28 protein-coding genes and 3 pseudogenes are annotated in these 26,447 nt (G+C 60.4%); 20 read left to right on the top strand and 11 right to left on the bottom strand.

The annotated features are described in order from the left end of the window. Positions 1-18 precede the first annotated feature (18 nt). A complete protein-coding gene (locus D1Y85_RS18130) occupies positions 19-408 on the top strand; it encodes a Rap1a family protein (protein ID WP_124152458.1) in 390 nt (129 codons plus the stop codon). A gap of 128 nt (positions 409-536) precedes the next feature. On the opposite strand, the gene D1Y85_RS18125 is transcribed toward D1Y85_RS18130, so the two are convergent. Next, a complete protein-coding gene (locus D1Y85_RS18125) occupies positions 537-1,004 on the bottom strand; it encodes a CBS domain-containing protein (protein WP_124152457.1) in 468 nt (155 codons plus the stop codon). 411 nt (positions 1,005-1,415) lie between these two features. Here D1Y85_RS18125 and D1Y85_RS18120 point away from each other — a divergent pair, with 411 nt between their 5' ends. Continuing rightward, positions 1,416-2,435, top strand: coding sequence for an alcohol dehydrogenase (locus tag D1Y85_RS18120; protein WP_124152456.1), 1,020 nt, complete (start codon positions 1,416-1,418; stop codon positions 2,433-2,435). Positions 2,436-2,474: 39 nt separating this feature from the next. Here D1Y85_RS18120 and D1Y85_RS18115 read toward each other — a convergent pair whose 3' ends face one another. Continuing rightward, positions 2,475-3,065 (bottom strand): LysE family translocator, encoded by a 591-nt coding sequence (locus tag D1Y85_RS18115; protein WP_124152455.1) that lies wholly within the window; start codon positions 3,063-3,065, stop codon positions 2,475-2,477. 101 nt (positions 3,066-3,166) lie between these two features. Between D1Y85_RS18115 and D1Y85_RS18110 the strand changes: the two genes are divergently transcribed. Beyond that, positions 3,167-4,057, top strand: a complete 891-nt coding sequence (locus D1Y85_RS18110) for a LysR substrate-binding domain-containing protein (RefSeq protein WP_124152454.1) — start codon at positions 3,167-3,169, stop codon at positions 4,055-4,057. A gap of 6 nt (positions 4,058-4,063) precedes the next feature. Here D1Y85_RS18110 and D1Y85_RS18105 read toward each other — a convergent pair whose 3' ends face one another. Further along, positions 4,064-4,954, bottom strand: a complete 891-nt coding sequence (locus D1Y85_RS18105) for a LysR family transcriptional regulator (RefSeq protein ID WP_124152453.1) — start codon at positions 4,952-4,954, stop codon at positions 4,064-4,066. Positions 4,955-5,023: 69 nt separating this feature from the next. Here D1Y85_RS18105 and D1Y85_RS18100 point away from each other — a divergent pair, with 69 nt between their 5' ends. The 3 genes from D1Y85_RS18100 to D1Y85_RS18090 all read left to right on the top strand — a co-directional run bounded on the left by D1Y85_RS18100 (position 5,024) and on the right by D1Y85_RS18090 (position 7,593). Beyond that, entirely contained in the window at positions 5,024-5,224 is a 201-nt protein-coding gene (locus D1Y85_RS18100) for an SDR family oxidoreductase (RefSeq protein ID WP_342773480.1), read from the top strand. Between the two features lie 112 nt (positions 5,225-5,336). After that, positions 5,337-5,690 carry an NAD(P)-binding domain-containing protein gene (locus D1Y85_RS18095; protein WP_246024963.1) on the top strand — a complete coding sequence of 118 codons (354 nt, stop codon included), beginning with the start codon at positions 5,337-5,339 and terminating at the stop codon, positions 5,688-5,690. 289 nt (positions 5,691-5,979) lie between these two features. Further along, a complete protein-coding gene (locus tag D1Y85_RS18090) occupies positions 5,980-7,593 on the top strand; it encodes a methyl-accepting chemotaxis protein (protein WP_124152452.1) in 1,614 nt (537 codons plus the stop codon). Between the two features lie 287 nt (positions 7,594-7,880). On the opposite strand, the gene D1Y85_RS18085 is transcribed toward D1Y85_RS18090, so the two are convergent. After that, entirely contained in the window at positions 7,881-8,231 is a 351-nt protein-coding gene (locus tag D1Y85_RS18085; RefSeq protein WP_124152451.1) for a BON domain-containing protein, read from the bottom strand. A gap of 725 nt (positions 8,232-8,956) precedes the next feature. Between D1Y85_RS18085 and D1Y85_RS28030 the strand changes: the two genes are divergently transcribed. Continuing rightward, positions 8,957-9,160 (top strand): hypothetical protein, encoded by a 204-nt coding sequence (locus D1Y85_RS28030; protein WP_342773478.1) that lies wholly within the window; start codon positions 8,957-8,959, stop codon positions 9,158-9,160. Between the two features lie 298 nt (positions 9,161-9,458). Here D1Y85_RS28030 and D1Y85_RS18075 read toward each other — a convergent pair whose 3' ends face one another. Then, entirely contained in the window at positions 9,459-10,472 is a 1,014-nt protein-coding gene (locus D1Y85_RS18075) for an AraC family transcriptional regulator (RefSeq protein WP_124152449.1), read from the bottom strand. Positions 10,473-10,570: 98 nt separating this feature from the next. Here D1Y85_RS18075 and D1Y85_RS18070 point away from each other — a divergent pair, with 98 nt between their 5' ends. After that, positions 10,571-11,323 carry an SDR family oxidoreductase gene (locus D1Y85_RS18070; protein WP_124152448.1) on the top strand — a complete coding sequence of 251 codons (753 nt, stop codon included), beginning with the start codon at positions 10,571-10,573 and terminating at the stop codon, positions 11,321-11,323. A 242-nt stretch (positions 11,324-11,565) separates the two neighbouring features. Here the strand turns inward: D1Y85_RS18070 and D1Y85_RS18065 are convergent, their stop codons facing one another. Then, the gene (locus D1Y85_RS18065; RefSeq protein WP_124152447.1) at positions 11,566-13,158 is read right to left on the bottom strand and encodes an EAL domain-containing protein; all 1,593 of its coding nucleotides are present in this window, start codon (positions 13,156-13,158) and stop codon (positions 11,566-11,568) included. Positions 13,159-13,665: 507 nt separating this feature from the next. Here D1Y85_RS18065 and D1Y85_RS18060 point away from each other — a divergent pair. The 8 genes from D1Y85_RS18060 to tnpC all read left to right on the top strand — a co-directional run bounded on the left by D1Y85_RS18060 (position 13,666) and on the right by tnpC (position 21,047). Continuing rightward, a complete protein-coding gene (locus D1Y85_RS18060; protein ID WP_124152446.1) occupies positions 13,666-14,292 on the top strand; it encodes a hypothetical protein in 627 nt (208 codons plus the stop codon). 365 nt (positions 14,293-14,657) lie between these two features. Continuing rightward, positions 14,658-14,951 carry an efflux RND transporter permease subunit gene (locus D1Y85_RS28110; protein ID WP_124152445.1) on the top strand — a complete coding sequence of 98 codons (294 nt, stop codon included), beginning with the start codon at positions 14,658-14,660 and terminating at the stop codon, positions 14,949-14,951. Continuing rightward, positions 14,948-16,243, top strand: a complete 1,296-nt coding sequence (locus tag D1Y85_RS18050) for a paraquat-inducible protein A (RefSeq protein WP_124152444.1) — start codon at positions 14,948-14,950, stop codon at positions 16,241-16,243. Before D1Y85_RS28110 ends, D1Y85_RS18050 begins: the two co-directional genes overlap by 4 nt. After that, a complete protein-coding gene (locus tag D1Y85_RS18045) occupies positions 16,218-17,840 on the top strand; it encodes a PqiB family protein (RefSeq protein ID WP_124152443.1) in 1,623 nt (540 codons plus the stop codon). The genes D1Y85_RS18050 and D1Y85_RS18045 overlap by 26 nt, the downstream gene beginning before the upstream one ends. After that, positions 17,837-18,427 carry a PqiC family protein gene (locus D1Y85_RS18040; protein WP_124152442.1) on the top strand — a complete coding sequence of 197 codons (591 nt, stop codon included), beginning with the start codon at positions 17,837-17,839 and terminating at the stop codon, positions 18,425-18,427. The genes D1Y85_RS18045 and D1Y85_RS18040 overlap by 4 nt, the downstream gene beginning before the upstream one ends. 227 nt (positions 18,428-18,654) lie before the next feature. Next, complete coding sequence (tnpA, locus tag D1Y85_RS18035; protein WP_185219035.1) at positions 18,655-19,062, top strand: IS66-like element accessory protein TnpA; 408 nt, start codon at positions 18,655-18,657, stop codon at positions 19,060-19,062. Next, positions 19,059-19,424 carry an IS66 family insertion sequence element accessory protein TnpB gene (gene tnpB, locus D1Y85_RS18030; protein ID WP_124152440.1) on the top strand — a complete coding sequence of 122 codons (366 nt, stop codon included), beginning with the start codon at positions 19,059-19,061 and terminating at the stop codon, positions 19,422-19,424. The genes tnpA and tnpB overlap by 4 nt, the downstream gene beginning before the upstream one ends. Positions 19,425-19,457: 33 nt before the next feature. Next, positions 19,458-21,047, top strand: a complete 1,590-nt coding sequence (tnpC, locus tag D1Y85_RS18025; protein ID WP_124152439.1) for an IS66 family transposase — start codon at positions 19,458-19,460, stop codon at positions 21,045-21,047. A 53-nt stretch (positions 21,048-21,100) separates the two neighbouring features. Here tnpC and D1Y85_RS27955 read toward each other — a convergent pair whose 3' ends face one another. From D1Y85_RS27955 to D1Y85_RS18010, 3 genes and pseudogenes are all read right to left on the bottom strand, one after another. Continuing rightward, a complete protein-coding gene (locus tag D1Y85_RS27955) occupies positions 21,101-21,454 on the bottom strand; it encodes a LysE family translocator (RefSeq protein ID WP_281278298.1) in 354 nt (117 codons plus the stop codon). Beyond that, positions 21,450-21,707 (bottom strand): annotated as a pseudogene (locus D1Y85_RS28105) (LysE family translocator); the annotation flags it as partial. The pseudogene D1Y85_RS28105 and the gene D1Y85_RS27955, both read right to left, overlap by 5 nt. A gap of 251 nt (positions 21,708-21,958) precedes the next feature. Then, a pseudogene (locus D1Y85_RS18010) lies at positions 21,959-22,123 on the bottom strand (porin); the annotation flags it as partial. On the opposite strand from D1Y85_RS18010, the gene D1Y85_RS27125 reads away from it, so the two are divergent. Then, positions 22,092-22,253 carry a hypothetical protein gene (locus D1Y85_RS27125; RefSeq protein ID WP_185219041.1) on the top strand — a complete coding sequence of 54 codons (162 nt, stop codon included), beginning with the start codon at positions 22,092-22,094 and terminating at the stop codon, positions 22,251-22,253. The pseudogene D1Y85_RS18010 and the gene D1Y85_RS27125 overlap by 32 nt on opposite strands. A 105-nt stretch (positions 22,254-22,358) precedes the next feature. Here D1Y85_RS27125 and D1Y85_RS27120 read toward each other — a convergent pair whose 3' ends face one another. Both D1Y85_RS27120 and D1Y85_RS18005 read right to left on the bottom strand, forming a co-directional pair. Continuing rightward, positions 22,359-22,505, bottom strand: a complete 147-nt coding sequence (locus D1Y85_RS27120) for a hypothetical protein (protein WP_185219034.1) — start codon at positions 22,503-22,505, stop codon at positions 22,359-22,361. A 493-nt stretch (positions 22,506-22,998) separates the two neighbouring features. Next, positions 22,999-23,760 carry a hypothetical protein gene (locus D1Y85_RS18005; protein WP_221410319.1) on the bottom strand — a complete coding sequence of 254 codons (762 nt, stop codon included), beginning with the start codon at positions 23,758-23,760 and terminating at the stop codon, positions 22,999-23,001. A 154-nt stretch (positions 23,761-23,914) separates the two neighbouring features. On the opposite strand from D1Y85_RS18005, the pseudogene D1Y85_RS18000 reads away from it, so the two are divergent. The 3 genes and pseudogenes from D1Y85_RS18000 to D1Y85_RS27950 form a co-directional block, all read left to right on the top strand. Then, positions 23,915-24,067 (top strand): annotated as a pseudogene (locus D1Y85_RS18000) (IS5/IS1182 family transposase); the annotation flags it as partial. 997 nt (positions 24,068-25,064) lie between these two features. Next, positions 25,065-26,288, top strand: a complete 1,224-nt coding sequence (locus D1Y85_RS17990; RefSeq protein WP_185219033.1) for a hypothetical protein — start codon at positions 25,065-25,067, stop codon at positions 26,286-26,288. 28 nt (positions 26,289-26,316) lie between these two features. After that, positions 26,317-26,442 (top strand): hypothetical protein, encoded by a 126-nt coding sequence (locus tag D1Y85_RS27950; protein ID WP_281278297.1) that lies wholly within the window; start codon positions 26,317-26,319, stop codon positions 26,440-26,442. Positions 26,443-26,447 lie beyond the last annotated feature (5 nt).

Raw genomic sequence — 26,447 nt, 5'->3', positions numbered from 1 at the left:
CTCAGAAGGAGGGCGAAAATGAACCGGGCGATCAAGCAACTGACAGTTGGCGCACTCGCGGTCTGGGTGGCCACGATTTCCAATGCGGCTCCGCAGTTCGAATCGCTTGGACACATCGTCGATGGAAACACGTATCGGGGCTTTTCATCCGCTGCGAAAGCAACCTATGTGGCGGGCGTTTTCGACGGTGTACTGGTTACAGGTGCAATGGGTGATGTCGACGAGAGCCTCCTGAGGCTCAAGCAATGCACGATGCACATGACACTGCGCCAACTGGATACGATCGTCGACGCCTATATCGACAAAAATCCGTCGCAATGGGGGGATTCGATGAGCAAAATTGTCATGAACGCGATGGGCGAAGCCTGCAAGGATCGTGGCATAGCGATTTTGCCGGAAGACGGGTAGTTTCAAGCCGGAGGCGACTGGCGACGCCGGGGCCTACGCGCGGGAAAGTTGGCGGCAAAGGCGTCATCGCGGGTGATTGCGTGCTCGCGTTTTCAACTCGTCTGCCTTCGGCTCGCCTGTCTGCCGGTCTAATAGGCGCCGCCGGTATCGATCGTCAGATAGAGCATGTCATGCTCCAGAAGCCGGATGAAATTCTCGTCCTCCTGAAAGAGTTCTTCCAGGAGATCGCTGTTGGAAAGCACGCCGATGACGCGCCCGGATTCGATAACGGGTAGATGCCGGATCCGCTTTGTATGCATCAACCCCAGGCACGCGTCGCAGGTATGTTCGGGCGTCACGTAGAACACCTGCGTGGTCATGATCTCGCCGACCCTGGTGTTGGCGGCGTCGCGGCCGAGCACCTCGACTTTGCGGGCGTAGTCGCGCTGAGACAGGACACCAACAAGATCGCTGCCCTGCAGCACCAGCACGGTCGTTACATCCTTGTCGGCCATCAGATGCAGTGCGGCAAGCACCGTGTCATCGGGGCCGACCGAAATGACCTCACGGGTGTTCACGGACAGAATTTGCCGTGCCGTTTTCCTTTCCTTTTTCATGACCGCCTCCATACAGAAAGGGCAGCACGCACGGACTCCGCCTGAGCAAAGCAAGATCGGAATACGATCACCCGGGTCCGCCAAGGCTGGCCGATCTTTTCGTCTTTGTTGAATCGCAGTGTAGATCGTTTGGCGCTGGCGGAACCTGCAATTTTCCTTGCGGCTCATACCGAAGAACACGCCGCGCCCGGTCGAGTAATGGCCGTCATGGATCGACTGATGCAGCGTACAAAGAAAGGATTTCGTTCCTCGCGCTGCCCACAAGAGACCGGAGACATCGACGTCCTACAATGTACCGTGGTCGCGCATCCCCAAGGCCGTCGCACCGGGATTGCGCATCGTAGTGCCGTTCCAGCCGCGTGCGGCGTGCAGTCATACCGCACGGTTCGTCCCTTTTCCAAGGAGCAGACGATGCGAAAGATGCAGGTGGTGCAAGTGGCAAAGCCCGGTGGACCGCTGGAGCCGGTCGAGCGCGACGTGCCCGAGCCGCCCGAGGGACATGTCCTTGTCAAGGTGCAGGCTTGCGGTATCTGCCACAGCGATTCACTCACGAAGGAAGGCCACTGGCCGGGTCTGCAATTTCCGCGCGTGCCGGGACACGAGATTGCGGGCGTGATCGAGAAGCTGGGCCCGCGTGTCGAGGAATGGCAGGTCGGGCAGCGTATCGGCGTGGGCTGGCACGGCGGGCACTGCGGCCATTGCGAACACTGCCGGCACGGCGACTTCGTGCTCTGCAAGAACGGACTCATCCCCGGCATCAGCTACGACGGAGGCTACGCCGACTACATGATCGCGCCGCAGGAAGCGCTCGCGCGCATGCCCGACGATCTATCGGACGTCGATGCCGCACCGCTTCTTTGCGCGGGCATCACCACCTTCAACGCGCTGCGCAAGAGCGGCGCGCGCGCGGGCGACGTCGTCGCGATCCTCGGCATTGGCGGGCTCGGGCATCTCGGCGTGCAGTATGCGCGAAAGATGGGCTTCGTCACTTTGGCCATCGCGCGCGGGCAAGACAAAGCGCCGCTCGCCAGGCAACTCGGCGCGCATCACTACATCGACAGTGCCTCGCAGAATGTGGCCGAAGCGTTGCAGGCGCTTGGCGGCGCGCGCGTGATCCTCGCCACGGCCACGAGCGGAAAGGCCATGACCGCGGCGCTGGGCGGCCTCGGCCTGAATGGCAAGTTGATCATGGTTGGCGTCTCGGAGGAGCCCGTGGTGGTGCCGATCACGCAGTTCATCATGGGCCGCCATTCGGTGCAGGGCTGGCCCTCGGGCACCGCCGCCGATTCGCAGGAAACGCTGGCGTTCAGCGCACTCTCGGGCGTGAAGCCGATGATCGAGGAGTATCCGCTTTCCCGCGCGGCCGAAGCCTATGAGCGGATGATGAGCGGGAAGGCGCGTTTTCGCGTGGTGCTCAAGCCGGGAGCTTGAATCGCGTGCGTATCGCTGGCGCTCGTCGTGCGGCGCGGCTTATCGCCAGGTCGGAATGAGGGACGCGGCGAGCAGCACGCCCATCGCGAGATTGAGCATGCGCCAGTGGCTCGGCGTTCGAAAGAACCGCGCGAGCAGCACGCCGAGCGCGCACCAGAACGCGAGCGACGCACACGCAGCAACGCCGAACGCGGTTCCGAGCAGCATCGCGAGCCGGTTTGGATTGCTCGCGAGCAGCGCGAACGACGCCGCCGCGCCGACTGTCATCGCCCAGCTTTTCGGGTTGAGCCAGAGCAGCAGGAAACCATTGGCGAGCGTAACCGGCCGCGCGGGGCCGTTACCCGCGCCTGGCGGCCCGCTGCGGGCAATGCGCCACGCGAGCCACAGTAGATACGCGGAGCCGAGCGCCTTCACAGCGGTTTGCAGCGAGGGCAGCGCGAGCAGCAGACCGCCGAGCCCAAACGCAGCGATCGCAGCGAGCACGGCGAGGCCCATCGCGATGCCGAGCATCAGCGGAATCGAGCGTACGAAACCGAAGCGCGCGCCCGAGGCGGTGGCGAGCGTGGTTGCGCCGCCTGGCGTCACGGTCGAGACGGCGACGAAAAGTAGAAGTGGCAGGATCGAGGTCATCGGTGCACATCCGGGGAAGTGAGATCTGCACTGTACGGATCGGCAACGCATCCTGAAAGGTAATAATATTGATGTGATCCATTACGCCAGATAATGCATCGATGAGCCGGAACCTCGACCTCGATCTGATCCGCACCTTTGTTGCCGTCGCCGATAGCGGCAGCATGACCGTCGCTTCGAATCTGCTGCACATGACGCAAGGCGCTGTGAGCCAGCAGGTGAAGCGCCTCGAAGACGTGCTCGATTGCCTCCTGTTCGTGCGGAAGACGCGCAAGCTGGAGCTTTCGCGCGAGGGTGAGGCGTTTCTCGTGAAAGCACGCAAGCTGCTGCGGCTGAACGACGAAATCTGGGCCGACATGACCAGCCAGCCGTTGCGCGGCGCCCTGCGTGTGGGTGTGCCCTACGATCTCGTGACGCGGCTCGCGCCCGCAATGAAGGCATTTGCCGAGGCGCATCCCTACGTCGATATTTCGCTCGTCTGCGCGGCGTCGCAGGAACTGAGCGAAGCGGTCAATAGCGGTCGTGTGGATGTGTCGTTGGTCGAATATGTCGCGAGCGAAGCTGAAGGTGAAGTGGTCCGCATCGAGCCGCTGGTATGGGTCAATGGGCGCGGCAGCGATGCCTGGCAGAAGCGGCCGTTGCCGCTGTCGATGGTGGACGAGCATTGCGCCTTTCGACCGGTCGTGCTCGGCGCGCTCGCGGACAAGGGCATCGCGTGGCGCACGGTATTCGAAAGCGGCAACATCGAGGCGACCGCCGCGACGGTGCGCGCGGGCCTCGCGATCACGGCCTGGCTCGTCTCCACGGTGCCGGCCGATCTGGAGACACTCACGCCTCAGGCGACCGGCTTGCCTGCACTGCCTCCGTTCGCGATCTGCCTGCGATTGCCCACGACGGTTCAGCCCGCGGCGCGGGAATTCGCGCGCCACGTACGAGAATCGATGTCGAACGACGCAGGCATTCGACGCGCGCAGTTTGCGAACATTGCGTGACGTGTTCTACAAACGCTGCGGGAGCGCAGCCGCAAAAAAATCGGTGACCCGGCGCACGCGCGCAGGCACGAAACGACGTCTCGGCCAGACGATACTCACATCACGGGCATCCCGAATGAAGTCGTCCAGCACGGTCACGATGTCGGGATGCTTGAGTTCGTCGGTCAGCGAAAGCTTCGCGAAGAGGCCGATTCCCACACCCGCGAGCACGGCCGATCGTATTGTCTCGACGCTATTCGACGACAGGTTGCCTTGCACCGGTACGCTGAACCGGCCTCGCGGACCATGAAACGGCCAGTTCGCCGATTCCAGCAGACCGCCGTAGAGCAGGCAATTGTGACTGGCAAGTTCCGCAGGATCCTTCGGCATACCGTGTCGCTCGAAATAGCCACGCGATCCGACGCAGACCAGTGGGGTGCTGGCGATTCGCTTCACGACCGAATCCGGATCGTTGACGGAGCCCACTCGAATCGCGAGATCGATTCGATCCTCCACCATATCGCGAACGAAATCCGACAACACGAGATCGACCCGAAGACCTGGATGGCTTGACAGCAGTTCGGGAATGAGCGGAAGAACGTGCAGGCGGCCGAACGTAGCGGCGGAGGCGATCCGGACAAGGCCCGAGACATCCAGCGTGCTGCTGGTCAGTTCGCTATCGGCCACCTCGATTTCATCGAGCAACGGCTTGGTCCGCTCGTAGTATTTCTGCCCCTGGTCCGTCAAGGTCACGCTGCGTGTGCTTCGGTTAAATAGCCGCACACCGAGGCGCTTTTCCAGCGCGCCAATCGCCTTGCTGATGGCGGACTGTGAATCGCCGGTTCTACGCGCCGCGGCGGAAAAGCCGCCCGCTTCGACAACGGCGATGAAGGCGCTTAATTCGTGAAAGCGATCCATTGCGTTCCTCCCACGTGATCTAGTCTCGCGGCGAATAGCTCTTATGATAAATCCGCCGATTATCAGTCGCTGAGGCGGCAATTACGATGTCACTTTGCCCAGTCGGCGACACGCGAGGATCTGGTGAGCATGTACAAGAGCATGGTTCCGATCGGGCGACTCGCCCGGGCTGAGGAGATGGCCAGCGCGGCGCTATTTTTCGCCTCCGCGCAGAGTTCCTACATGACGGGCGCGGATTTGATGAATGACGGTGGCATCGGTCAGGTCTGACGCCCGAGGTGCATCGTTCACGGAAAACACATTTGAACAGGCAGAATTAAGCGTCCGTCGAGACGATATTGCGCTTCTATAGGATTACTAATCGGATGCTACGCGCAGATCTGTGTCCGACCTCGAAAAGGAATGCACCATGATGTATTCAACTAGCGACCCCGGAAAAATCGCAGCGGCACTTGCCCGCCAGCTCGACTGCGGCAGCGTGGCTATTGGTGTCGCAAACGTGCAGAGCCCTGAGTCGATCGAGGCGATGGTGAAGCGACTCGGCGAGCAGGTTGCCGCCATGAGTTTGACGGATGCGCCGAGCACGGAGGTCATGATTCTCGTCGTGCCATTTCGCGCACACGCCGCCATTGGCGATCAGCTATCTGATTCGGACCGGAAGGTCATGGTCAATGTGATCGACAGTGACAGCATCTCGCCGGATGAGCTTATGGGGCTTCTGAATGCGGCGAGGTGATGATCGTGGCGATGTTTGTTCCGGTGCGTCCCTTTACCGGGATAGGGCTGCGCAGTCTGACGTGTGGGAGATGGTGCCCAAAAAGGCCTTCTAGAAATGAGAAAAACGTCGCTCGCAGGAGTGGGGAACGTAAGGGGGCACGCGTGTCGATCGGTTCAACGGCTGCAGCTCAATATTTGGGTAGGGATTCAGTTCGCACGAGCCTTGCCGTAAACGCCGAGATGAGGGTCTTCGCGCCGTCATGCCACGCTGTCAAACGCTTTCGACGTTTTGTTAACGGTCCTTCCCGATGAAACTGACTATCAAGCTACCTCTGGCCTTTGGTGCTGCACTACTGCTGATGTTCGCCGGCGCAATGTACGGGCTTTATTCGTTGAACCACTCGATTACGGAATACAACACGGTGGTTAGCGACAACGTCGCAAACGAGCGGGCGGTGTCCAGCGTGCTGGTGACCTTCAAGCTACAGGTTCAGGAGTGGAAGGACATCCTGTTGCGCGGCAAGGATCCGGCGAAACTCGAACACGGATGGGCCGCTTTCGAGAAGCAGGAGCGCTCCGTCGACGACCAGACCCGCGCGCTGCTAGCGAAGCTCGACGACGGCAAAAGCCGTGCGTTGGTGGAGCAGTTCGCGGCTGCACATTCGACGATGGGCGTCGGCTATCGAAAGGGTTTTGAAGCCTTCAAGGCCGCGGCTTTCGATCCCACCGTCGGCGACACCGCTGTCGCGGGTGTCGATCGCGAACCGGCACGTTTGCTGGCCCAGGCCGCGCAGGAAATCGCGGAGACGAGCGCGGCCGTATCGACGAAAGCGGCTGCTGACGCGAGGCAGGCTTCGGTGATCAGCATCGTGCTGATGCTGGTGGCATTCAGTGCGGGGTCGGGCGGGGCGGTTATCTTCAGTCGCTCGATCACGCGGCCGCTCAATCGGGCGCTGGATGTCGCGCGCACCGTCGCGCTCGGCGACCTGACGACCGAGTTTCACGCGACAGGTTCGGATGAGATCGCAGACCTGCTCGCCGCGCTAAAGGATATGCAGACGAGTCTGTCGAGCGTGGTCAGCAACGTGCGGCGCAACGCAGAAGGGGTGGCGACAGCGAGTTCCGAGATCGCGGCGGGCAATCTGAGCCTGTCGGCACGGACCGAAGAGCAGGCGGCATCGCTCGAAGAAACCGCAGCCAGCATGGAGGAACTGACCGGCACGGTGCGGCAGAACGCGGGCAACGCCCGTCAGGCATCGACGCTCGCCGGCACGGCCTCCGAAACGGCCGCGCGCGGTGGCGATGTGATGGGGCGCGTGGTCGAGACGATGGCGGGTATTTCGGAAAGCTCGTCGAAGGTCGGCGAGATTATCGGCGTCATCGAAAGCATCGCGTTTCAGACCAACATCCTCGCGCTCAACGCCGCAGTCGAAGCCGCCCGCGCGGGCGAACAGGGGCGCGGCTTTGCCGTCGTCGCGAGCGAGGTGCGGACGCTCGCGCAACGCAGCGCCAGCGCCGCGAAGGAAATCAAGGCGTTGATCGAGCAGTCGGCGAGCCGCGTCGATACGGGCAACGGACTGGTGCGCGGCGCAGGCGGGATCATCGCGGAGATCGTTCAGTCGGTGCAGAAGGTGACGGCGATCGTGGCGGAAATTTCCTCAGCCTCCGACGAGCAGACCACCGGCATCGAACAGGTCAACATGGCGGTCAGTCAGATGGATGAAGTGACGCAGCAGAATGCGGCGCTCGTCGAGCAGGCGTCGGCGGCTGCGCAGTCGATGGCCGAGCAGGCGACGGCTTTGCGGGAAGCGGTCGCGGTGTTTCGCATCAACGATACCGCCGACAGCGCGGCCTATACGCACAGCTCGCGCGGCTCAATGAGGCGCGCGGCAACGCCGTCCACCCGTGCGCTAGCATGTTGAGCTGAGGCGGGCCCGGAAAATCAGACAGGCGACCCAAGTCGGCCCGAGCTTAAGCGGGACCTTGTCGGCAGTGCGTGGCGGTGAGCCCCATCGCCGAAGACACGGGACAGCCCCTCAGGTCGAAGCGACCCCGGCGTGCGATTCTCGCGGCAAACGCACACCCGTACGCCCGGGGGCTGATTGCCGCTCACCGTTTGCGGCTCTTCGACCCGCGACAGCGGCGGGACCTGGACGGGAACCTTGCTTGTCCCGTCGATCCTCCTGATCCCGACTAGCCTTGCGCGCGTTTACTGTCCTGGTTCCTTAATCGTCAGGTGATTGTCCACTGAGGCTACACCAGGCACTCCCTTGGCGGCCGTCATGGCGAGATCAATCTGTGAAGCGTCAGGTACCGTTCCTTCCAGCATTACCGCGTCGCCGTGCGCCTTGACGATGATGTTTTCAGTCTTCAGCCCCTTGGTTTTCACCAGTGCAGCACGCACTTTTTTATTGAGCGCGTGGTTTTGCGCTTTTGTCGACTGAGTCATCGGTGCGGCAGGAGCCATCCCAGCGCCTTCGCTCGCCTGGGCGTGGGCGTCAATTGAAGCAAGCATGGCCAGGACACAGCTTGCTAACGTGATTGTTTTGATCGCGTTCATACAGGTTCCCTTTCTTTCGATAGATTAGGATCACTACAACGCCCTTGCGCTACGTCCGGCACCGAGGTCTTTCCCGCAGATCGCTGAAACGTTCGACAAGGCGGTCTCGGGCCGGTTCGACATGCCGCATCGCATCGCAAGATAGAACTCGGTAAGTAAAGGCTAGTAAATCGCCGATCCTATGGCAATAAGCATTCCGCTCTGGGAAAACCTCAAATTGATGTGCTTTGCCGGAACATGTCGTAAGAAAACATTTCGAAAAGATTGATACGAACGTTGAAATGCCATGCACTCCGTGGAGAGCGCCAACGTTCAGCAAGTCCGCTTGAACCCGACATTGAGCCGGCAGCCGTAGCTAGCCCGCGTGAATACGAAAATCGATTCGCGCGAAGAACGTGGAGATGTCTTTTTGTATCTGGCTCGCCTGGCAATGGGAGTGCCAACGACCTTGGGGAAACAATTTTCTGGCCTCAGGACCTGGCCGGACAAGACAGGTTGGTGCGGTTCGCGGCGAACGGTTCGGGATCGCAACACTCGTAGCGAGCCAACCGCGCGTATGATAAGCAACGCCACCTCCTTGAGCCGGGGTTACCTTGATGCGAATCCTGATCATCACTGCCTTGGCCGCCCTGCTCCCTCTGGCGGGGTGCCCATACTATGTGCCCGCAACCGTTGTATCGACACCGGCCAGCTTCGATCGATCCTTCAGTGCCGCGGCGGGCGCTATGAGTGACGAGGGTTTGGCGATCAGCGTGCAAGATCCGGCAAGCGGCACCGTCGTCGGCAACCTCAACGGCGCGACCGTTACGGCAACCGTCCGCCAGCAGGCCGACGGTAGCGTCGTGGTGCAGTTTCACTCACCCAACGCGGGCGATCCCACACTGCTTTCCCGCATCTCGCAGAGCTATGACCGGCGTATGGGGCGGTAAGCACCCTCTCCAGGTGTCTGCACCTACCATGAAGTACGACGCAACGAACCCAATAAAGTTGGCAGCTTTGCGATGCACTTGATTCCGCGCCGACGAGATGCCTGCGGTTACGCCGTCCGGAATCTGAACGAAGCAGCCGCTCAACCGGCCTTAGTGACCGTGACGACGAACGGCAGTTAGTGGCTGAACCAGAAAATCGAAATTGGCAGTCGGGGGACTCGGCGCACGTCGGTCTCGAACTTACGTAGCCGACCCATTGCCGCTGTTTGTTGATAGGCGCTTTCGTGCAACGACCGGTTTAGGTTTCCTGACCGACCTGCTTCCGTTGAATGGCCCGGGCCTGGCTGTCCGGATTGTCGTTATCGAAAGGTTCCGAAAGGTCGTTAAACGGGTTCGTCGTCGATGGCGTTTGAGAATAGAGCCCCGGTGGCATTCCGACCTGCCGTGTAAAAGCGACGCCGAAGGCGCTAACCGAACCGTAGCCCACACGCTCGGCGATTTCGGCAATCGTTAGTCGCCCGTTGCGCAGCAGTTTTTTGGCCAGAGACATCCGCCATGTCAGCAGGTATGTCATCGGGGCGACGCCAACATCCCGGCGGAAGCGGTCAAAAAAAGCAGAACGCGACATCGCCGCATCGCGTGCCAGCTGCTGAATGGTCAACTGTGCCGAAGGTTGCTCATGCATGCGCCGCAGCGCCATCGCCAGCTTTGGATCGGACAGTCCACGCACCAGGCCCGGTGACGCCGCAGTATCGGCTGCCGATCGGAAGGCCTCAATCAGCAATACTTCCAGCAAACGGGCCACCACAATATCTTTTGCAGGCCGATCGGCGCGAGACTCGTCACGCAAGAGGTCAACGAGCGTCGACAGGCTGCGTTGTCGGCGAACGAGCACCCATTGAGGCAGAAGTGACAGCAGCATTGCCGAGTCCGGCGAGCCGAACTCACAGTTGCCGACGAGCATGCGAAGCTCAACAGGGGCATCAGGATCACCGACGCGCGCCCCGCCCGGGATCGGCGTGATCGGTGTGGTGACGGCCTCGCCTTCGCGCGGTGGCTGCCGATCGAGGCTCGACGCCGCGAATCCACGCGCGGCGGGAATGAGGACGAAGTCGCCTTCGCGCAGCGTTATCGCCTCGCTATCCGACGCACCGTCCACCGTCAAATGGCAAGCCCCCTCTAGCACCACGAAATAGAACGGCCGGCCCGTCTCGGCGCGGCGTACGGCCCAAGGGGTCGATGCGAGGACGAGCTTGGAGAAAGGGGCTTGAGGCTGCAGCAGCAAGACGACTTCCCCGAGTGGGTCGACCATCTCTGGACTATCTCAACAAAAGAATGGACTTGTAACTATAGCTGATCCAGTTCAGCAGGCCTATCGTAGAAGCACTGCCCACCTTATTGGATCTTTCAATGTCTACCCTCTCCACCGTCCTCATTACCGGCTGCTCGTCCGGTTTCGGCCTTGAAACGGCGCGGCATTTCCTCGACAAAGGGTGGCGTGTCATCGCGACAATGCGCGCGCCACGCGAGGACCTGTTGCCGATTTCGGACCGACTCCGCGTTCTGCCGCTCGACGTCACCGATGCCGGGAGCATTCGTCGCTGTATTCAGGACGCCGGTCCGATCGACGCATTGGTCAACAACGCCGGCGTCGGATTGCTCTCGCCGTTGGAGGGCGTCGACCTCGCAAACGCCCGCGAAGTATTCGAAATCAACACGCTCGGCACCATCGCGGTGACACAGGCGGTATTGCCTCAATTCCGGCAAAGGCGCGCCGGTGTAATTGTGAATGTGACATCGACCGTGACGATGAAGCCGCTGCCGCTGCTGTCTGTCTATACGGGTAGCAAAGCGGCAGTGAACGCCTTCACCGAATCGCTCGCACTGGAACTGGCGCCCTTCAATGTGCGCGTGCGCCTCGTGCTCCCAGGACGTGCGCCAGGCACGAGCTTCGGCGACAACGCCCGCCGGTTAATGGGCGACGGCGTCCCCGAAGCATACGCGGACTTTACGCAAAGCGTGTTCGCTGCAGTACGCAATACGACCACCCCGGTCACCAATGCCATCGACGTTGCGGCGGCCGTGTGGAGCGCGGTCACTGATCCTTCCACACCGATGCGTATACCCGCTGGTGCGGACGCGGTTGCGCTGGCGCAGGCGTGAGGGCGCAGGGGCGACGTGGTACGTTCAGATCAGCGCGTGCGGTGCGGCCACCTGGAGCGATCCATAAACGTTTCGCGGACATCCGACGCACCATTTGCTCTGCAGGCTCAGTTGATCCGCTATCGATACCGACGCGACGAGGCTATTCAACAGAGTCAAACGCATAGCAGCCGTTCCGATAACCGTGTGAACACGTCGCGTCGTCTTCTTGAAGGGGAGGCAGCGATCCTCGCAGCTGAATGCTAGATTGACGGCAGACTGTCCGCGTGGCGCGGTTGGCGTTGCTTGCCAAGCCATGTGGCAAGATCACGCGCAGACATTGCCTTCGCGTAGTACCAACCCTGCGCATACTGCACGCCTTTCTCGCGTAGCCACGTTGCCTGAAACCCCGACTCCACGCCCTCGGCGACGATTTCCAGGTGCAGTTCGTGCGCCATCGCGATGATGTGGGGCGCGACGACACTTGATGCGGTTTCCTGCGCGATCGTGTCGACGAACGACTTGTCGATTTTCAGAACGTCAATCTCAAACGTCTGCAAATAGGCCAGGCTTGAGTAGCCTGTTCCGAAATCGTCGATATAGATCGGATGACCTGCTGCCCTGAACGCGGCAATAACACCGCGCGTCGCATCCGTGTTCATGAAGCTGCGCTCGGTCGCCTCAATTCGGATCTGCCTGGCCGCAATGCTGGTTCCCTTGAGCGACGACGCGAGCAGATTCAGGAAGCGGAAGGTGCAAAGATCCTCGCTGCTCACGTTGATCGAGACATAAAAAGAGGGATTCGCAGACAGCAGTTCCCCGAGCTGTGCGAAGGTCTTCTCGAGCACGAGATCGGTTAAAGGCTGAATGAGGTGATTTTCCTCGGCGACCCGCACAAACACTTCGGGTGAGATAGCGCGCCCTTGCAGTTTCCAGCGGACCAGCGCTTCCACGCCCACACATTCGTTGTCAGCGAGTCGAACGATGGGTTGATAGACCACGTCAATCTTGCGTCGCGATATGGCCCATTCGAGCGTTGAAGTAAACGAGAGTTGCCGGGTGATCCGCTTGTACGCCAGCCAGCCAAGCGCGGCGCCCGAGACGACACCGATCGTAAGCCACGCAGCAAGCAGCTTTGGCCAGTCACCCACGATGCTGCTGCGAGGGGATTTCACCACTACGGCGAGCGGCCGCGTCGAAGACAGGGCAACCGCATAGTTCCATTCCTTGCTTTTCACGTTGCCGCCGTGCTTCCAGGCGTTGAGCATCTCGTCCGGGTCTGTGCCGGCCGAGACGGCCATGACTGTTCCCGTTGTCGTCTGGATCGTCGCGATAGGACGTCGGGATGGGTCAATCAGGTCGACGTAGGATTCCGGATCGATGGAAACATAGTGACCGTTGCGGCCGACCATCAGGTCCTTGCGTACGTCGCTTAGCGGACTCTTCTGACGGAACCAGACGAGAAACCCGTCGTTGCTGCGGTAATCGGGCGGCGGCAGCGTGAGGTCCTGTGTGCGCACGTCACCAAGAAGCGGGGAACAAAGATATCGCCCATCTGCGTATGCACCCGCATCCTGGACGTACCGGTAGTTGTATATGACGCGTGCGGCCTGCTCGAGACTCGACGGTGAGCAAGGTGCGCCCGGTTCCAGGTCCAGATCGGAAAGGGCGGCAAAGGACTGGAACGTAACAAGCTCCGTACGCATCATCGCCTTGCTGGCGAAATCCCGAATTTCCTGCCGGTCTCGTGTTTCAACCTCCCTGTTGGCGACATAGAGACTGGTGAGCACCGGGCCGATAGTCGCGAGACACCCAAGGGCTATCGAAACCGAAATCAGCGTGTAGCGCTTAATCATTTCGTACCCCAGGCGTGGAAAGTTTGGGAACGAACGAGTGTTTGAGCGCGCGCGAGCGGCACGCCTTGGATGCCCGCACCCGGATATGCGACTATAGAATAGCCCCCCGTGCTCTGTTTTCAACGCGATACCAGGCTGAATGAAGAGCTGACACCCTGGGCTTCGAGAGGCCGGAAACGGTGTGAAGCCGAAAGCCCGTCGTTCGCGCCGGACCGGCGGTCGCGGACCGTTCATGGCCGACTACTGTCCGATGAGGTCGGCCGCTGTCGACTGTGGATTCAGCCGGTCGCGCCATCCTGCTTGCATCGACCGGTTGAATCCGCAGAGTCGAGCGGCCGCCTGGTATGGCCACTCACGAAAAGGCAGTTGGCTCCGCCCGCAATCGCGGCCATATAAGACCAAGGTCCGATGCTATGCGCCCCTTGTGGTGCTAGGCTGCGAAAAAACTCGCTCCGGTTCCGGACGGGCGCAGCGAGCGTGACGCCTGATTGCACCGAGGGGCCTTCCATGCTCTTTCGATTGAACGCATGCATTTCCGTTGCGCGTCGCAGCGCACTCTTCGTCGTCATCATCGGCTTGTCCACCAGCTGGATGCCCGAGTGCCGCGCGGACGACACGGCGGCCTCGGCGCCTGCACAAGCCGAGCCACGCGGCGCATCGGTCGACACCGAAAGCGGCATCGTCAGCCTGATCGACCAGAAGAACGCACTCATCGTTGTGACCGTGCCAGGCCGTGAAGATCTGAGCTACAGTGCGCAAGATTTTCCCGACTTGCTCAACTCAGTCAAAGTCGGCGACAAGCTCACGGCAAGCTACCTGGAGCCGTACGTCACCGAATTGAAACCCGATAAGGGCGCGGCTCTCACACGCCTGGATCGCACGGCGAAGGTGACCCAGCATTCGCGTGGCGCCAATCAGGAGAGCTTTCAGGCACTCCGAACCTTCAGCGGCGTTGTGGTAGTCACCGGCATCAACAGCAAGCTAAAGCTCCTGACCTTCGAGGACAAATCAGGTACCGCCCATTCTATTCGGGTGAATCGCCCGGATCTCGTCGAGGTGATGCAGTCGCTAAAGCGCTATAGCCACGTGCGGCTCGTGTACGAATCCGAGACGACGGTGACTGCCTCCCCGTAGCGGCCTGACGGCCGCACTTCGATCGCCGATGTCGTCTTGATCCTCGACGGTGCGCATGCAATGATTTTCAACCAGCAGGGCTTGATGGCCGGAACAGCACTACGAGGAACGAAGATCTCTCGTATCAGTCCATGACGGTCAGGCGGGCGAAGAGGTTGTCGCGACCGTTCGACCGGCGTTGTTCACGTCTTTCCAGTCATTCAGGGTAAGGGTGCTGCTTTCGGTGATGCCGTCGCGCTGATCTTTCGTGCCCGCAATGTCTGATCGAGCGTGGCACGTGGCTCACGTATAGGGCCTGAATGAGACCGTCACCAGGACGTGAAGTGCTGTGTTCACTTCGGCGATCAGAGAGATGGTAACCAACGTTGATCGTCTTGAATGACGATGCGCAGCGCGCCCGGTCCGTCGAATGTCTGAACGTTGAGGAGCCGGTGAACGGCGCATACAACACGACATGTATGTATTCGTTGAGTTCATCGACTGGTAACCTGGCGCTCAATGTTTTCTTCGAGCCTGGCGCGAATCGGGAACTCACGCAGGTGGACGTGCAGAATCGTGTGCCCGTCGCGTTGCCACAACCGCGACAGTCGGGGCAGTCCCACTGCATCCACGCCCGGAAGAAGTCGAGCGAATTCATTGTTGTACAGGTGTCGCAATGACTCACAGGAAACTCATCGCCTGTCACGAATGCGATCTCCTGCAGCGCGAGGTAACCGTGCCGGTGGGCGGAGCTTTGCGATGCCGGCGCTGCGGTGCGCAGCTTTACCGCGAACTCCCCAACAGCCTCGACCGGGCGCTCGCGTTTTCTCTCGCCGCTGTTGTACTCTTCGCGGTGTCCAATCTCTATCCGATCGTTGGCCTGTCGGTCAGCGGGACTGTCGTCGAAACGACGCTGCTGGGCGCCGTGAGCGTGCTGTATCTGGACGGGAAATGGCCAATCGCGGGCCTCGTGTTTTTGACCACTGTCCTGATGCCGGTCTTGCAGACCGCAACCATGCTGTGGCTACTGATTCCGCTGAAATGCGACCGTGCGCCGTGGGGCGGTCCGGCCATCTTCCGGCTATGCCGTTTTTGCCAGCCCTGGGGGATGACCGAGGTCCTGATCCTCGGCTTGCTCGTTGCGCTCGTGAAGTTGTCCGCGATCGCAGGCGTAGTTGTAGGCCCCGCACTGTGGTCATTCGCTGCGCTGATGTTCGTACTGGCGGCGGCGGGCACCGCCTTCGATCCACGCAGCTTGTGGTCGCGCGTCGCCGCCGTTGAGCACATAGACGCAGAGCCGGACCTGGACGAGGCGTCGCTGCAAGGTTCGCTTACCGCAGCACAAGGTGGACTCGCGCAGTGCCACGATTGCGGACTGCTCGCAAGCGTGCGGGCGCATGCCCACACCGACACGTTCGCTTGTCCGCGCTGTGGTGCGGCAATGCATGTGCGCAAGCCCGCAAGCCTGTCTCGCACGTGGGCCTTCCTGATTGCTGCGATGGTGATGTACATCCCGGCGAACATGCTGCCCGTGATGTACACGAACTCGCTCTTCGGGACCGAGGACGACACGATCCTCTCAGGCGTCGTGTACCTGTGGACATCGGGATCGTGGCCGCTTGCGGTCGTCGTGTTCGTCGCGAGCATCGCTGTGCCGATGCTCAAGATCCTCGCGCTCGGATACCTGACGATCTCCACCCAGATGCACTCGCGCTGGTACCCCGTCGAGCGCACACGGATCTATCGGATGGTCGAGTTTGTGGGGCGCTGGTCGATGCTCGACATCTACGTGATCACGATGCTAGTCGCGCTAGTGCAGTTCCAGGCGCTTGCGACAATCCAGGCCGGCAACGCGGCGATCGCATTCGGTGCCGTGGTGGTGCTGACGATGTTTGCAGCGATGGCGTTCGATCCCCGCCTGATATGGGACGAAGTGGAGCGAGATCATGCCAGGACCGGAGAAACAGCCTGATTTCCCCGACGCACAGGCAACGCCGCGCTCGCGCTGGCGTCTTCAGGTCGTCTGGCTCGTACCTGTCCTCGCGGTCCTGATTGGCGGATGGCTCGCTGTCAAGGCAGTCATCGAGAAGGGACCGACGATTACGATCAGTTTCCTGACCGCTGATGGTCTCGAAGCGGGAAAGACGAAAGTCAAATTCAAGAACGTCGACATAGGGCTCATCAAGACCGTAACGCTCACGCCCGATAACGAACGAGTCATCGCGACTGCCGATATCAATAAAAATGCGACGAACATGCTCGTCGACACCACGCGTTTCTGGGTCGTGCGCCCTCGCATATCCGGCGGAACGGTGTCCGGGATTGGTACGCTCCTGTCCGGCTCTTACGTCGAAATGGATGTCGGAAAATCGAAAACCGCGCGTCGCGACTTCGTCGGTCTCGAGACACCACCCGCGATCGCGAACAATGTGCCGGGGCGTGAATTCATTCTGAAAAGCACCAATATGGGCTCACTTGACGTCGGTACGCCGGTCTATTTCCGAAGGCTGCAGGTCGGACAGATATCGGGCTACAAGCTCGATCCTGATGGACACGGTGTGACGCTCAGGGTGTTTATCAACGCGCCGTACGACAAGTTCGTTCTCGCGGACACGCGCTTCTGGCACGCGAGCGGTGTCGACGTAACAGTCGGGTCGAGTGGCATTCAGGTCGATTCGCAATCGCTCGTGTCGATCATGATCGGCGGCGTGGCATTCGAGTCGCCGCCGAATGCGCTCGACGAAGGCGTCGCCGCGAGCGACTCGACCTTCACGCTGTTCCTGAATCGGGCTGATGCGATGAAGGCGCACTATCACATCGTCGTCAAGTACGTTGCCGACTTCACTGAATCGGTCAGGGGACTGACCGTGGGCGCGCCTGTCGACTTCCGCGGCATCGTGGTGGGTGAAGTGACAGCGATCTATACACGCTTTGATCCCAGGACAGAGAAATTCACCATTCCGGTGGAACTAGACCTGTATCCGGAGTTGTTCACGTCTCGCTATGAGGTCGGCGCGGCCAGCAGCGCGGGCGGCCGCCTGTCCAACGATCCTCACGCGCTGGCGGATCGCCTCGTCGCGAAGGGACTTCGTCTTCAGCTTAGAACGGGCAATTTGCTGACAGGGCAACTGTACCTGGCCGCCGACTTCTTTCCTGACGCGCCAAAAGCCACCGTCAATTGGGCGTCATCGCCTCCAGAACTTCCGACGATCCCCGGTAACCTGCAACGGTTGCAGGAAAACGTCACGCAACTCGTGGCAAAGCTCAACACGATTCCGTTCGAGGCGATTGGCAAGAACACGCGAGAGACGCTGGCGAACGCGAAGACGCTACTCAACGATCTCGACACCATGATCGTGCCGCAGGCGCAGGGCACGCTCGCCGCCGCGCACGCTGCACTAGACTCGGCCAACAACGCGTTGCAGCCGGACTCCGCCCTGCAGGAAAACGCGACCGACATGATTCAGCAGCTTTCACGCACGGCTACGGCCTTCCGCACGCTGGCCGATTATCTTGAGCGACATCCGGAGGCGTTGATTCGCGGCAAGGCGCAGGAGAACCACCCGTGACACGCGCGCTGATATCGGGCGTTGTTGCCTTGTTCGCCGTTTCGCTTGGCGGCTGCACCGGTTCGCCGGCGTCCAGCTTCTATCAGTTGAAGCCGGACTCAACACTCACCACCATGGGCACTGCGGTCCCGGTATATGTTGTCGTCCACCCGGTCACGATTCCCGCGCTGGTTGACCGACCGCAGATCGTCGTCAGCGTTGCCGACAACCAGGTGTGGCCTGAGGAGTTTCAGCGCTGGGCGGAACCGCTGAAGGGCAATATCCAGCGAACGATCGCCGGAGATCTCGCGGTGCTGCTTGGTTCCGAGCACGTAAGCGTGTATGGGGCGGATTCGAGCGGCTTGCCAACGTGGCGAGTGCGCGTCGACATCATGCAATTCGATTCGGTGCTGGGGGATTGGGCAACGATCGAAGCACTATGGACAATCTGGCCTCCAGGCAAGGCGACGCCGATTACTGGACGCACGCTCGCGCACCAGCCTGTGAAGGGGCAGGCTTACGACGCGCTGGTTGCCGCTCACGATCGTGCGTTGGGTTCGGTGAGCCGGGATGTTGCAGCGGCGATCCTGCAGAGCCTGTCGCGATGACTGGTGCGGGCGCGGCCGCATTCGCGTTATCAAGGTCGATCATGGATTCATCCAGTGGGAATGGGCTCCGCTATGGTGGCCCGAACGACTCGACGCAGTCGCTTTGTCGCCAGGACGCATAAGGACGGTAAGCGTCTGATCTGTACCGTTCCCCCGCCTTGCGCAGATGATGCAATCATCGCCTGAGACGGGCACGGATGACCGACCGTGTCCACAAAAAGCGGAGAATGGACACGGTGTCTCAGACAGTCGAGTTACCCGCCAAGCGGCAGAACCGACGGCATCCATTGGAGTGGAAACGATCGGTTGTTGAGCAGACGTTTGAGCCCGGCGCCGCGGTCGCCCGGATTGCCCGCGAGAACAACATCAACGCCAACCAGGTGTGGGCGTGGCGCAAACTTTACGCTCAGGGTTTGCTAGTCGAGGATGCGCAGATGCAGGCCATGCTGCCTGGCGTTGTCGATGCACAGTCCGACCGATTGACAGTTCAGGCGCCGGATGCGCAAGACGCGCCTGCACCGGCCGTCGCTGCAAAGGGCTGCATTCAGCTTCAACATGGTAATACGTCCCTTCGGATAGAAGGCGTGCCTGACGCGACGATATTGCGTCTGGTCCTCGAGCGGATTCTTCGATGATCGGCCTGCCTGCAAACACCCGGATCTGGATCGCTGCGGGCGTCACTGACATGCGCGCCGGCTTCAATTCGCTCGCCGCGAAGGTACAGATGGTGTTGGAGAGAGACCCTTATGGAGGCCATATTTTTATCTTCAGAGGCCGCCGCGGTGACCTTCTGAAGGCGTTGTACTGGATCGATGGCGGCCTATGTTTACTTGCGAAGCGTCTTGAGAAGGGGCGTTTCGCCTGGCCCCGCGCCGACGCCGGTGTTGTGGCTCTCACGACGGCGCAGCTTGCCTTGTTGCTCGAAGGCTTTGACTGGCGAGAACCGGTCGACGCAGCACGTCCGCGCAGCGCTTTGCAAACGTCTGTTACCCGATGATCCATGTGAGCCAGATGGTCGTAAACGGTCGCAATGGATCTGGCCGATACCGACCTGCCCGACGACATTGACGCGCTGAAGGCGTTGGTACGCGCGCATGCGGTGTCGGCCCATGCAAACGCGCAGCGGGTCGCCGAACTGCAGGATCAGCTCAGCTCCCGCACGATCGAGATCGAACATCTGAAGCTGACGATCGCAAAGCTTCGCCGCATGCAATTCGGTCGTAAGTCCGAGAAGCTGGCGCGTCAGATCGAGCAGCTTGAGCTACGACTTGAGGACCTTCAGACTGACGAAGGTGCGGCCGCCCAGACTGACGCGAAGAAGACGCAACCACGTCGCGAGAGCACCGGTCGTAAATCGCTGCCCGATCACCTTGAGCGAGAAGAGCGCGTACATCTGCCCATTGATGAGCACTGCCCAGGGTGTGGTGGCGCGCTCAAGCCGCTGGGCGAAGATGTGTCCGATCAGCTCGAATACGTGCGTGCACACTTCCGCGTCATCCATCATCGGCGCCCCAAGTTCGCCTGTTCGTGCTGCGACTGCATCGTGCAGGCCGCAGCGGCGAGCCGCCCAATCGATCGTGGCCTTCCGGGGCCGGCACTGCTCGCACATATCGCAACATCGAAGTTCGCGTACCACATCCCGTTCTACCGGCAGTCTGTCATGTACGCGCGTGACGGCGTCGAGATCAAGCCGGGCACCATGGGCCACTGGCTGGGTAGTGTGACGTGGCTGCTCAATCCGCTGGTCGACGCGGTACGCCGCCATGCCCTTGGAGGCGCCAAGGTTCACGGTGACGATACGCCGCTGCCGGTGCTCGCGCCAGGCAATGGCAGGACCAAGACAGGCCGTCTCTGGGTGTATGTGCGCGACGATCGGCCCAGTGGTGCCTCGGATCCTCCAGCGGTCCGGTTTGCCTATACACCGGATCGTCGCGGCGAACATCCCCAGCGACATCTTGCCAACTTCAAGGGCGTACTGCAGGCAGACGCATTCGCCGGTTACGCGGAGTTGTACGTCGGCGGTGCGATTCGAGAGGCAGCGTGTATGGCGCATGCGCGACGAAAGCTGCACGATTTGCACGCGGTGCGGCCATCGCCCATTACCAACGAAGCACTGAAGCGCTTCGGCGCACTCTATCGCATCGAAGAGCACATTCGTGGAAAGCCACCTGAAGAACGACGGCGCATCCGCCAGGCGCAAGCCGTTCCACTGCTTGATGAAATGAAGCGGTGGTTCGAGGCGACGCTTCTCACACTCTCCGCGAAGTCGGACACGACCAAAGCGATCCAGTACTCGTTGAATCGCGGGCCTGCGCTGATCTATTACTGCAGCGATGGTCAGGCCGAAATCGACAATTTGATCGCTGAACGGGCATTGAGGGGCGTGGCAATCGGGAGGCGGAATTTTTTATTCGCCGGCGCTGACTCAGGCGGGGAGCGCGCAGCCGCCATGTACAGCCTGATCGGTTCTGCCCGCCTGAATGGCATTGACCCCGAAGCCTACCTGCATTACGTCATCGAACGCATCGCCGATCACCCAGCGAACAGGATTGAAGAACTACTACCTTGGAACGTCGCTCCTATGCTGCCCGCCTCCGCACGCATCGATCCAATCCGCTAGCCAAGCCTCGCATAAGTCAGCGTCCATCGTATCGGTGCAGATCGCATGCTTGCTCACAGCTTCTCCGTCGCGAGTTTCGCACCTAACCCGATGAACAAAGCGCCCATTGCCTTTGTCAGCCAAGCCGAGATGGTTGCGTTTCGCCGAAGCGCTTGCGTCATTCGCGATGCGAGAAAAACATAGGCGATGCTTGTGCTGATCCCAACGGTGTTGCCGATCACGCCCAGCTCGAAGAGATGTGCGACCGGTCGAGGATCATGCGCGCTCATGAATTGAGGCAGTAGTGCAGTGTAGAACAGAGCCACCTTCGGGTTTAGCACGTCGCTGAGAAATCCCTGCCAGAAGACATGCCTTAGCGGACTCTTGCCACTGCTCTCCTGGAGCGCGAATCCGCCGTTCGCGCGCAACGCGCCCCCAACCCAGATAGACGAGATAAGCCGCTCCGACGAACTTCACGACAGTAAATGCCGTCGCCGACGCGAGGACCAGGGCAGACAATCCTGTCACTGCTGCGAGCAAATGAATGTAGGCACCAAGGTTGATGCCAAAGGCTGCACATAATCCTGCAGCCCGTCCCTGCGCGATCGTGCGGCCCAACAGAAATAGCATGTCGGGGCCGGGCACCAGGCAGAGCACAAGACTCGCACCGATAAAAAGCATGTACGTATGCCAACTCATTCTCTAGTCCACCCTTTGAACAAGCCCTGATGTTCCGTGACAGACAGCATTACGACTGTCTCCAGGCGCTTTGAAAACTACCATAAGATGCGGCACGGTCGCCGTTCCGCAAAAATTGTAACCTTGCAGTCGCAGAGTCGGCATCGGTCAAGACGGTATCGATACAGTGCTTACGCGCAGATCGGCAGACAGGCCCGCAAACAAGGGTAGTTCCGAGAAGTATTGGACCGGAATAGCGGAGAGAGGTAATCGACCACGGAGTCGAACTGACGGCCAAGGGTTAATGTGCCGTAGGTGTCGTTCTGAAGTCCGACGTACGCCAACCGGTTGAATAGCGACTCGTTCCTCGCGAATCCGCCATTGTTGATGTTGAAAGCCGACTGCAGCCTGAAGATTGCCGATGCCATTCATATGTTGTCCTACGCCATTCCGTTTCTGCTGCTGGCCTTGCCGATCTGCCTGGCATGGCGCTGGGTGTGGCGTCGCCTGATCGGAAAATCGCGTAAGCGGTCAGCTGGAACTGATTGAATGCATATCGAAAGCAAAGCTGTTTCCGTATGGCACTCTGGCTAAAAGGCGGTCCGCGTTGTACCCGATCGTCTCGGCGGATTCTCCTGGCATGTCGGGTGGGATTCAGCGGTACTGTAGAAGCAGCCAGCCGCGATGAGCGTTCCTGCGCGGGTCCGCCCATTTCGTGACGGCCCCACTGTCGAACAGAATAAACTCACCATCGGCGTGCAGAAGGCGCGTGAAACGGATGATATCGGTGGGCGCGGCCATGAAATCCTTTTTTAAGGGGCGCCGTATCCAGCCGGAATTGTTTGGCCGATTTTTTCGGCAGATGATGCGTAGCCTGCCTGCGCTCCACGACTTCCGTGGCTATTCCTTCGCGACGGTTGCACGACGTTCGGCTCGCTCGCGGATGACCCTAACGATGCAATCCTGTAGCGCCCGCCACTGGAATCGGCGTGCCCCGGAAGTGCCGGTTGCCACCTAAAAAAAGCGGCCCGGAAAATCTGGGTCACTGTCGGTGGTGGTGGCTTGCCGCTGGCTTTAGTGGGACTGATCCGGAAAGCTGCCCTTCGCGGCCGCATCACGCGACGAGTCGGGCAGTGACCAGTGAAACAATTCGCGGTCGCCTAGCGCCCACAGGTCTGCGAAAAGGCCACGGCGTGCAGCTCGCTTCGTGAGGAGGTTTCCAACTGCACCGGTGTCCGTGCCTGGGCGATGTCCCAAAGGATGCTCTGCACAATTCGAGGAACGACAAAGTCGACTAGCCAATTCCTGCTGGCTCCTCGATCGCAAGGATGCTTTTGAGATAGTCAAGCGGTGTAAAGCCGTACTGAGGTAGCCCAGGGTCAAACCCGGGCCAATGTTCTTCGCCACTTAACGTCACCGTTGCGCCGACCAGCCTAAGGAAAGCCGCAGGATCCTTCCCCATTCGCTGAAGAAGAGCCTCAAACCCCTTGGCGATCGGTTTAAGTATATTGAATCGCGGCTGGCATTGAATCAGAAAGACATTCCCCGCGAACTCTCCATCGAGGAAGAGAGATAGCGCGTTGGGTCCGCCGTCGATCTCACCGAACACGATCCATGAACCGGAGCCGCCGCGATAGATCTTGTTGCTCTTGTTATGTTCGATCGAATACGCACGATCACCACCAGGTTCGTAGCGCCTCGTCAACTCCCGTATCTCAGTAGCCCCAAATATGTCGACTAGAGGAAGCGCCTTGTCATAGCGAACGTCGTACGCACGACAAAAAAAGAAACCATCATATTGACTGTAGAACTTGACCAGCTCAGTAGCGCCGGGCCAATTTGAGAGGTCCTCTATTGATGCCTCTCGAGCCTGTTTATCGCGCTCATTTGCGATGGGCCACAGCACGTGCTGGACAGGCGTAAGCCGCGGCGGCTCAACAATGCCACCGAGAATATGAAACTTGACCCGAAGAGCGGGGTCAGGGTCTTTCATACGGTCCCAAAAGGCCGTATTGGATACTGCGGCGTCTCGTTTGCGAAGATAGCCCAATGTCATTCATCCAAAAGGTTGCTCGACATAACTTAGAAAATTTCTGCACAATTAACGGAGAGTGTGCTCCGACGGCAAAGGCGCAACTACCGGACGCGTCCTAAAGACGATCGTCTCAGCGCGAGCCAAGATGCGCCATCGCCTTGCCTGACTCGCCCCGATGAAACAGCGCTCGTTCGCCTCGTTGAGTTTCGATGCCAAGAAAAAGCAGACGCGGCGTGAGGTGTTCCTGGCACAGATGGAGAAGGTGGTGCCGTGGACGGCCCTGCTCGCCTTGATCGAGCGGCACTATCACCAAGAAGGTCGCCCCGGACCAGATAAAAAAACGGACCTTGCGGTCCGTTTTTCGACTATCTCTGCAGTCGCCACTCCAGCCACTCTGGATACGCACCTCGCGTCAGATGTCCTCTGACGATCCGCCCCCTTGATTCATGTCAAATCTTGCAGCCACTCCGCGAACACGATCCGCGATGCGAGTTAGCTTAACTGGCTTGCACGAAGGTGCGCGGGCGCACAGATCAAAGAGGAAGGCGCGTCGAATGCGAGAAAACAGGCGTGAAATAGCAGCGGGTTACGGAACAAACGGAAGCTATCTGACCGCCGGCTACCTCGGCGGATCGATAGTGGCCAAGGCACGTACCGAAACAACGCGAATGGCTGTCCGCAAACGTGGGCGCGATTGCGCCCAGTGGAAGAAGTCCATTTTATTTTCTCGCGCACCGAACCCTCGACATGTCCAGTCTCTCTGCGTCTTTTACGAACGTTACTCCCACGTCTTCGCGTGACGTCGTCAATGCCGCGTCCATCCGGCAGTCTATCGCGAGACGCAGTAGCCTGCGACGCGATCGTGCCGACGTCAGCCGCTGGCTCGAAACGCATTTTTTCCGCTGGGTGATAGGCAGTTTCGAGCACGTCGTAGCGGTGACGAGTATCGAAGCGTGGCAGATTTGCTGTGGGGCGGCGCCTGTTCCGGACTGGTTTCGCCAGAAACTGTCGGCCGGCAGGCGCGACATGATCTACATCGATCCCGAGCACAATCTCCTGCTTGAGCAGGAGAACTGCCTGGTCGAATTCCTGCAGACCCGTCTGTCGACGCTGGGAGCGGGAAGGCTTCAGCGCATCACTGCCGCGGCCGCCTTCAAAGGATGGCACGACGATCACGACCGCATGAGGACCCGGCGTCAGCGTGGCTGGAGGGAAAGCGAAGCTTTGGCCATTCAGGCGGTCCTCGCGACACCCAATGGACAATTCGTCGAATTGCACGGCTCGCGTAATGTGCTGCCGGCGAGATGTCTTACGAGTCGTTCCACATGCAGCATTGCCTCGGTCAGTTCGCCGACCGCGACCGCCTTGAAGGCGGCTATGGCGAGTATTACGCAAGCGCATGCGAAGAGGGACGATTGCGTCTCTTCAGCCTGCGGGACGCGAGCAACCGTCCGCATGTGACGATCAGCCTGATCGAGGATTTCGGCGAATGGAGCGTGGGGCAGATCAAGGGTAAGCAGAACGCGACGCCGACGGCCCGCTACTTGCCCGATGTCCTGGCGCTGCTCAATACCTTGCGTCCCCGTCCGAACGACAGTGTCGATCTGTCCAATCTCGGCGCCATCCCGCACGCGCTTCCCGCGGTGCCGGGCAAGCCTGTCGAGTTCGGCTACAAGAGCTTCGCCGAGATGGATGCGCTCGACGAACAACACGATCTCATCGCGGTTTTTCCTCATCTGGCGAGCCAGCTTCGTGCGCCTGATCCCCGCACACAGTGGCTCGCGCTCGCCGCTGGTAACACGCTTGCCGACGCAGGGGGCCCCCGGCACGCTGCGGTTACAGCGGCGATCGAAATATCATCGAGCGACGATCTGCCGGACGCAAGTTGGCCTGAAGACGTTTTTGCCCGCCATTTCCCTGGCATGCCTGACCTTTTATCCGCTGACGGCGAGGGCTGGCTTGCACGACTGTCGGGCTCCTCGACGCGCCAACGCCGCAGGAAATGGGCACTCGCCGTCGCCGAACCGCAGTTTTTCCGGCACGCCGGCACAGGCATGACACGCTCGCTGAAGCTTTCCACGGCTTTTGCACGGCGACAGCAGGCGCAGATCTGCGAGGAGCTCGGTCTGGGTCGCGATGGCAGGGAGGCGGTGACGCGCTTCCGGCGGAACTTCTTTTACTGCCCGAGCTTTCGTGGACTCGCCGCGATCCGGGGCGATGTGCCAGGCAAAGCGTGGCAGCTTCTCGCGGCGCATGCCATGCGTCAAAGCTATCTGTTGCGATTTCTGGTCGTCTGGGGGCTCGTCGAGGCACCGCTTGCGTGGTCCTTGCTCCTGCTCAACGCCCAGCGAGTGCGCGCGTGCTTCGACGGCTGGACGATGTTCGGTCTCGCGGCCGCGCGCGGCCGCACCTCGCTGGTTCCCCGGAGCGCCGACCCGCGCGCGGAGCCGAACATGGCGGCGCTAGTCGAATGGGACGATTTCCAGCGCTCCAGCGCGGTCTGGAAAAAGCTGAACTGGTCGTCCTTCGACCTTTCATCCGCTGCATAACCGATTCTCACAATCAACATTAATTGCCATGACTCAAGCAAAAGCCCTGCCCGTTGAAGAGGCGAGGGCGCATGACATCCCCATCGATTTCGAAACCCTCATGCCAGCGCACGAATGGGACAAGCTGGAGCAGTTGCTTTCGCAACTACGCTAGAAGGC

It is taken from the genome of Paraburkholderia dinghuensis, from assembly GCF_003837865.1.
In the GTDB taxonomy this organism is placed as follows: Bacteria; Pseudomonadota; Gammaproteobacteria; order Burkholderiales; family Burkholderiaceae; genus Paraburkholderia; species Paraburkholderia dinghuensis.
This window is presented reverse-complemented; position numbering and strand designations above follow the sequence as displayed.

Bases quoted from the DNA above. Each gene is read 5' to 3' on its own strand.
- D1Y85_RS18130 (WP_124152458.1), top strand. From the start codon at position 19: ATGAACCGGGCGATCAAGCAACTGACAGTTGGCGCACTCGCGGTCTGG.
- D1Y85_RS18125 (WP_124152457.1), bottom strand. From the start codon at position 1,004: ATGAAAAAGGAAAGGAAAACGGCACGGCAAATTCTGTCCGTGAACACC.
- D1Y85_RS18120 (WP_124152456.1), top strand. From the start codon at position 1,416: ATGCGAAAGATGCAGGTGGTGCAAGTGGCAAAGCCCGGTGGACCGCTG.
- D1Y85_RS18115 (WP_124152455.1), bottom strand. From the start codon at position 3,065: ATGACCTCGATCCTGCCACTTCTACTTTTCGTCGCCGTCTCGACCGTG.
- D1Y85_RS18110 (WP_124152454.1), top strand. From the start codon at position 3,167: ATGAGCCGGAACCTCGACCTCGATCTGATCCGCACCTTTGTTGCCGTC.
- D1Y85_RS18105 (WP_124152453.1), bottom strand. From the start codon at position 4,954: ATGGATCGCTTTCACGAATTAAGCGCCTTCATCGCCGTTGTCGAAGCG.
- D1Y85_RS18090 (WP_124152452.1), top strand. From the start codon at position 5,980: ATGAAACTGACTATCAAGCTACCTCTGGCCTTTGGTGCTGCACTACTG.
- D1Y85_RS18085 (WP_124152451.1), bottom strand. From the start codon at position 8,231: ATGAACGCGATCAAAACAATCACGTTAGCAAGCTGTGTCCTGGCCATG.
- D1Y85_RS28030 (WP_342773478.1), top strand. From the start codon at position 8,957: ATGAGTGACGAGGGTTTGGCGATCAGCGTGCAAGATCCGGCAAGCGGC.
- D1Y85_RS18075 (WP_124152449.1), bottom strand. From the start codon at position 10,472: ATGGTCGACCCACTCGGGGAAGTCGTCTTGCTGCTGCAGCCTCAAGCC.
- D1Y85_RS18070 (WP_124152448.1), top strand. From the start codon at position 10,571: ATGTCTACCCTCTCCACCGTCCTCATTACCGGCTGCTCGTCCGGTTTC.
- D1Y85_RS18065 (WP_124152447.1), bottom strand. From the start codon at position 13,158: ATGATTAAGCGCTACACGCTGATTTCGGTTTCGATAGCCCTTGGGTGT.
- D1Y85_RS18060 (WP_124152446.1), top strand. From the start codon at position 13,666: ATGCTCTTTCGATTGAACGCATGCATTTCCGTTGCGCGTCGCAGCGCA.
- D1Y85_RS18050 (WP_124152444.1), top strand. From the start codon at position 14,948: ATGACTCACAGGAAACTCATCGCCTGTCACGAATGCGATCTCCTGCAG.
- D1Y85_RS18045 (WP_124152443.1), top strand. From the start codon at position 16,218: ATGCCAGGACCGGAGAAACAGCCTGATTTCCCCGACGCACAGGCAACG.
- tnpA (WP_185219035.1), top strand. From the start codon at position 18,655: ATGGACACGGTGTCTCAGACAGTCGAGTTACCCGCCAAGCGGCAGAAC.
- tnpB (WP_124152440.1), top strand. From the start codon at position 19,059: ATGATCGGCCTGCCTGCAAACACCCGGATCTGGATCGCTGCGGGCGTC.
- tnpC (WP_124152439.1), top strand. From the start codon at position 19,458: ATGGATCTGGCCGATACCGACCTGCCCGACGACATTGACGCGCTGAAG.
- D1Y85_RS27125 (WP_185219041.1), top strand. From the start codon at position 22,092: ATGTTGAAAGCCGACTGCAGCCTGAAGATTGCCGATGCCATTCATATG.
- D1Y85_RS27120 (WP_185219034.1), bottom strand. From the start codon at position 22,505: ATGGCCGCGCCCACCGATATCATCCGTTTCACGCGCCTTCTGCACGCC.
- D1Y85_RS18005 (WP_221410319.1), bottom strand. From the start codon at position 23,760: ATGACATTGGGCTATCTTCGCAAACGAGACGCCGCAGTATCCAATACG.
- D1Y85_RS17990 (WP_185219033.1), top strand. From the start codon at position 25,065: ATGCAGCATTGCCTCGGTCAGTTCGCCGACCGCGACCGCCTTGAAGGC.
- D1Y85_RS27950 (WP_281278297.1), top strand. From the start codon at position 26,317: ATGACTCAAGCAAAAGCCCTGCCCGTTGAAGAGGCGAGGGCGCATGAC.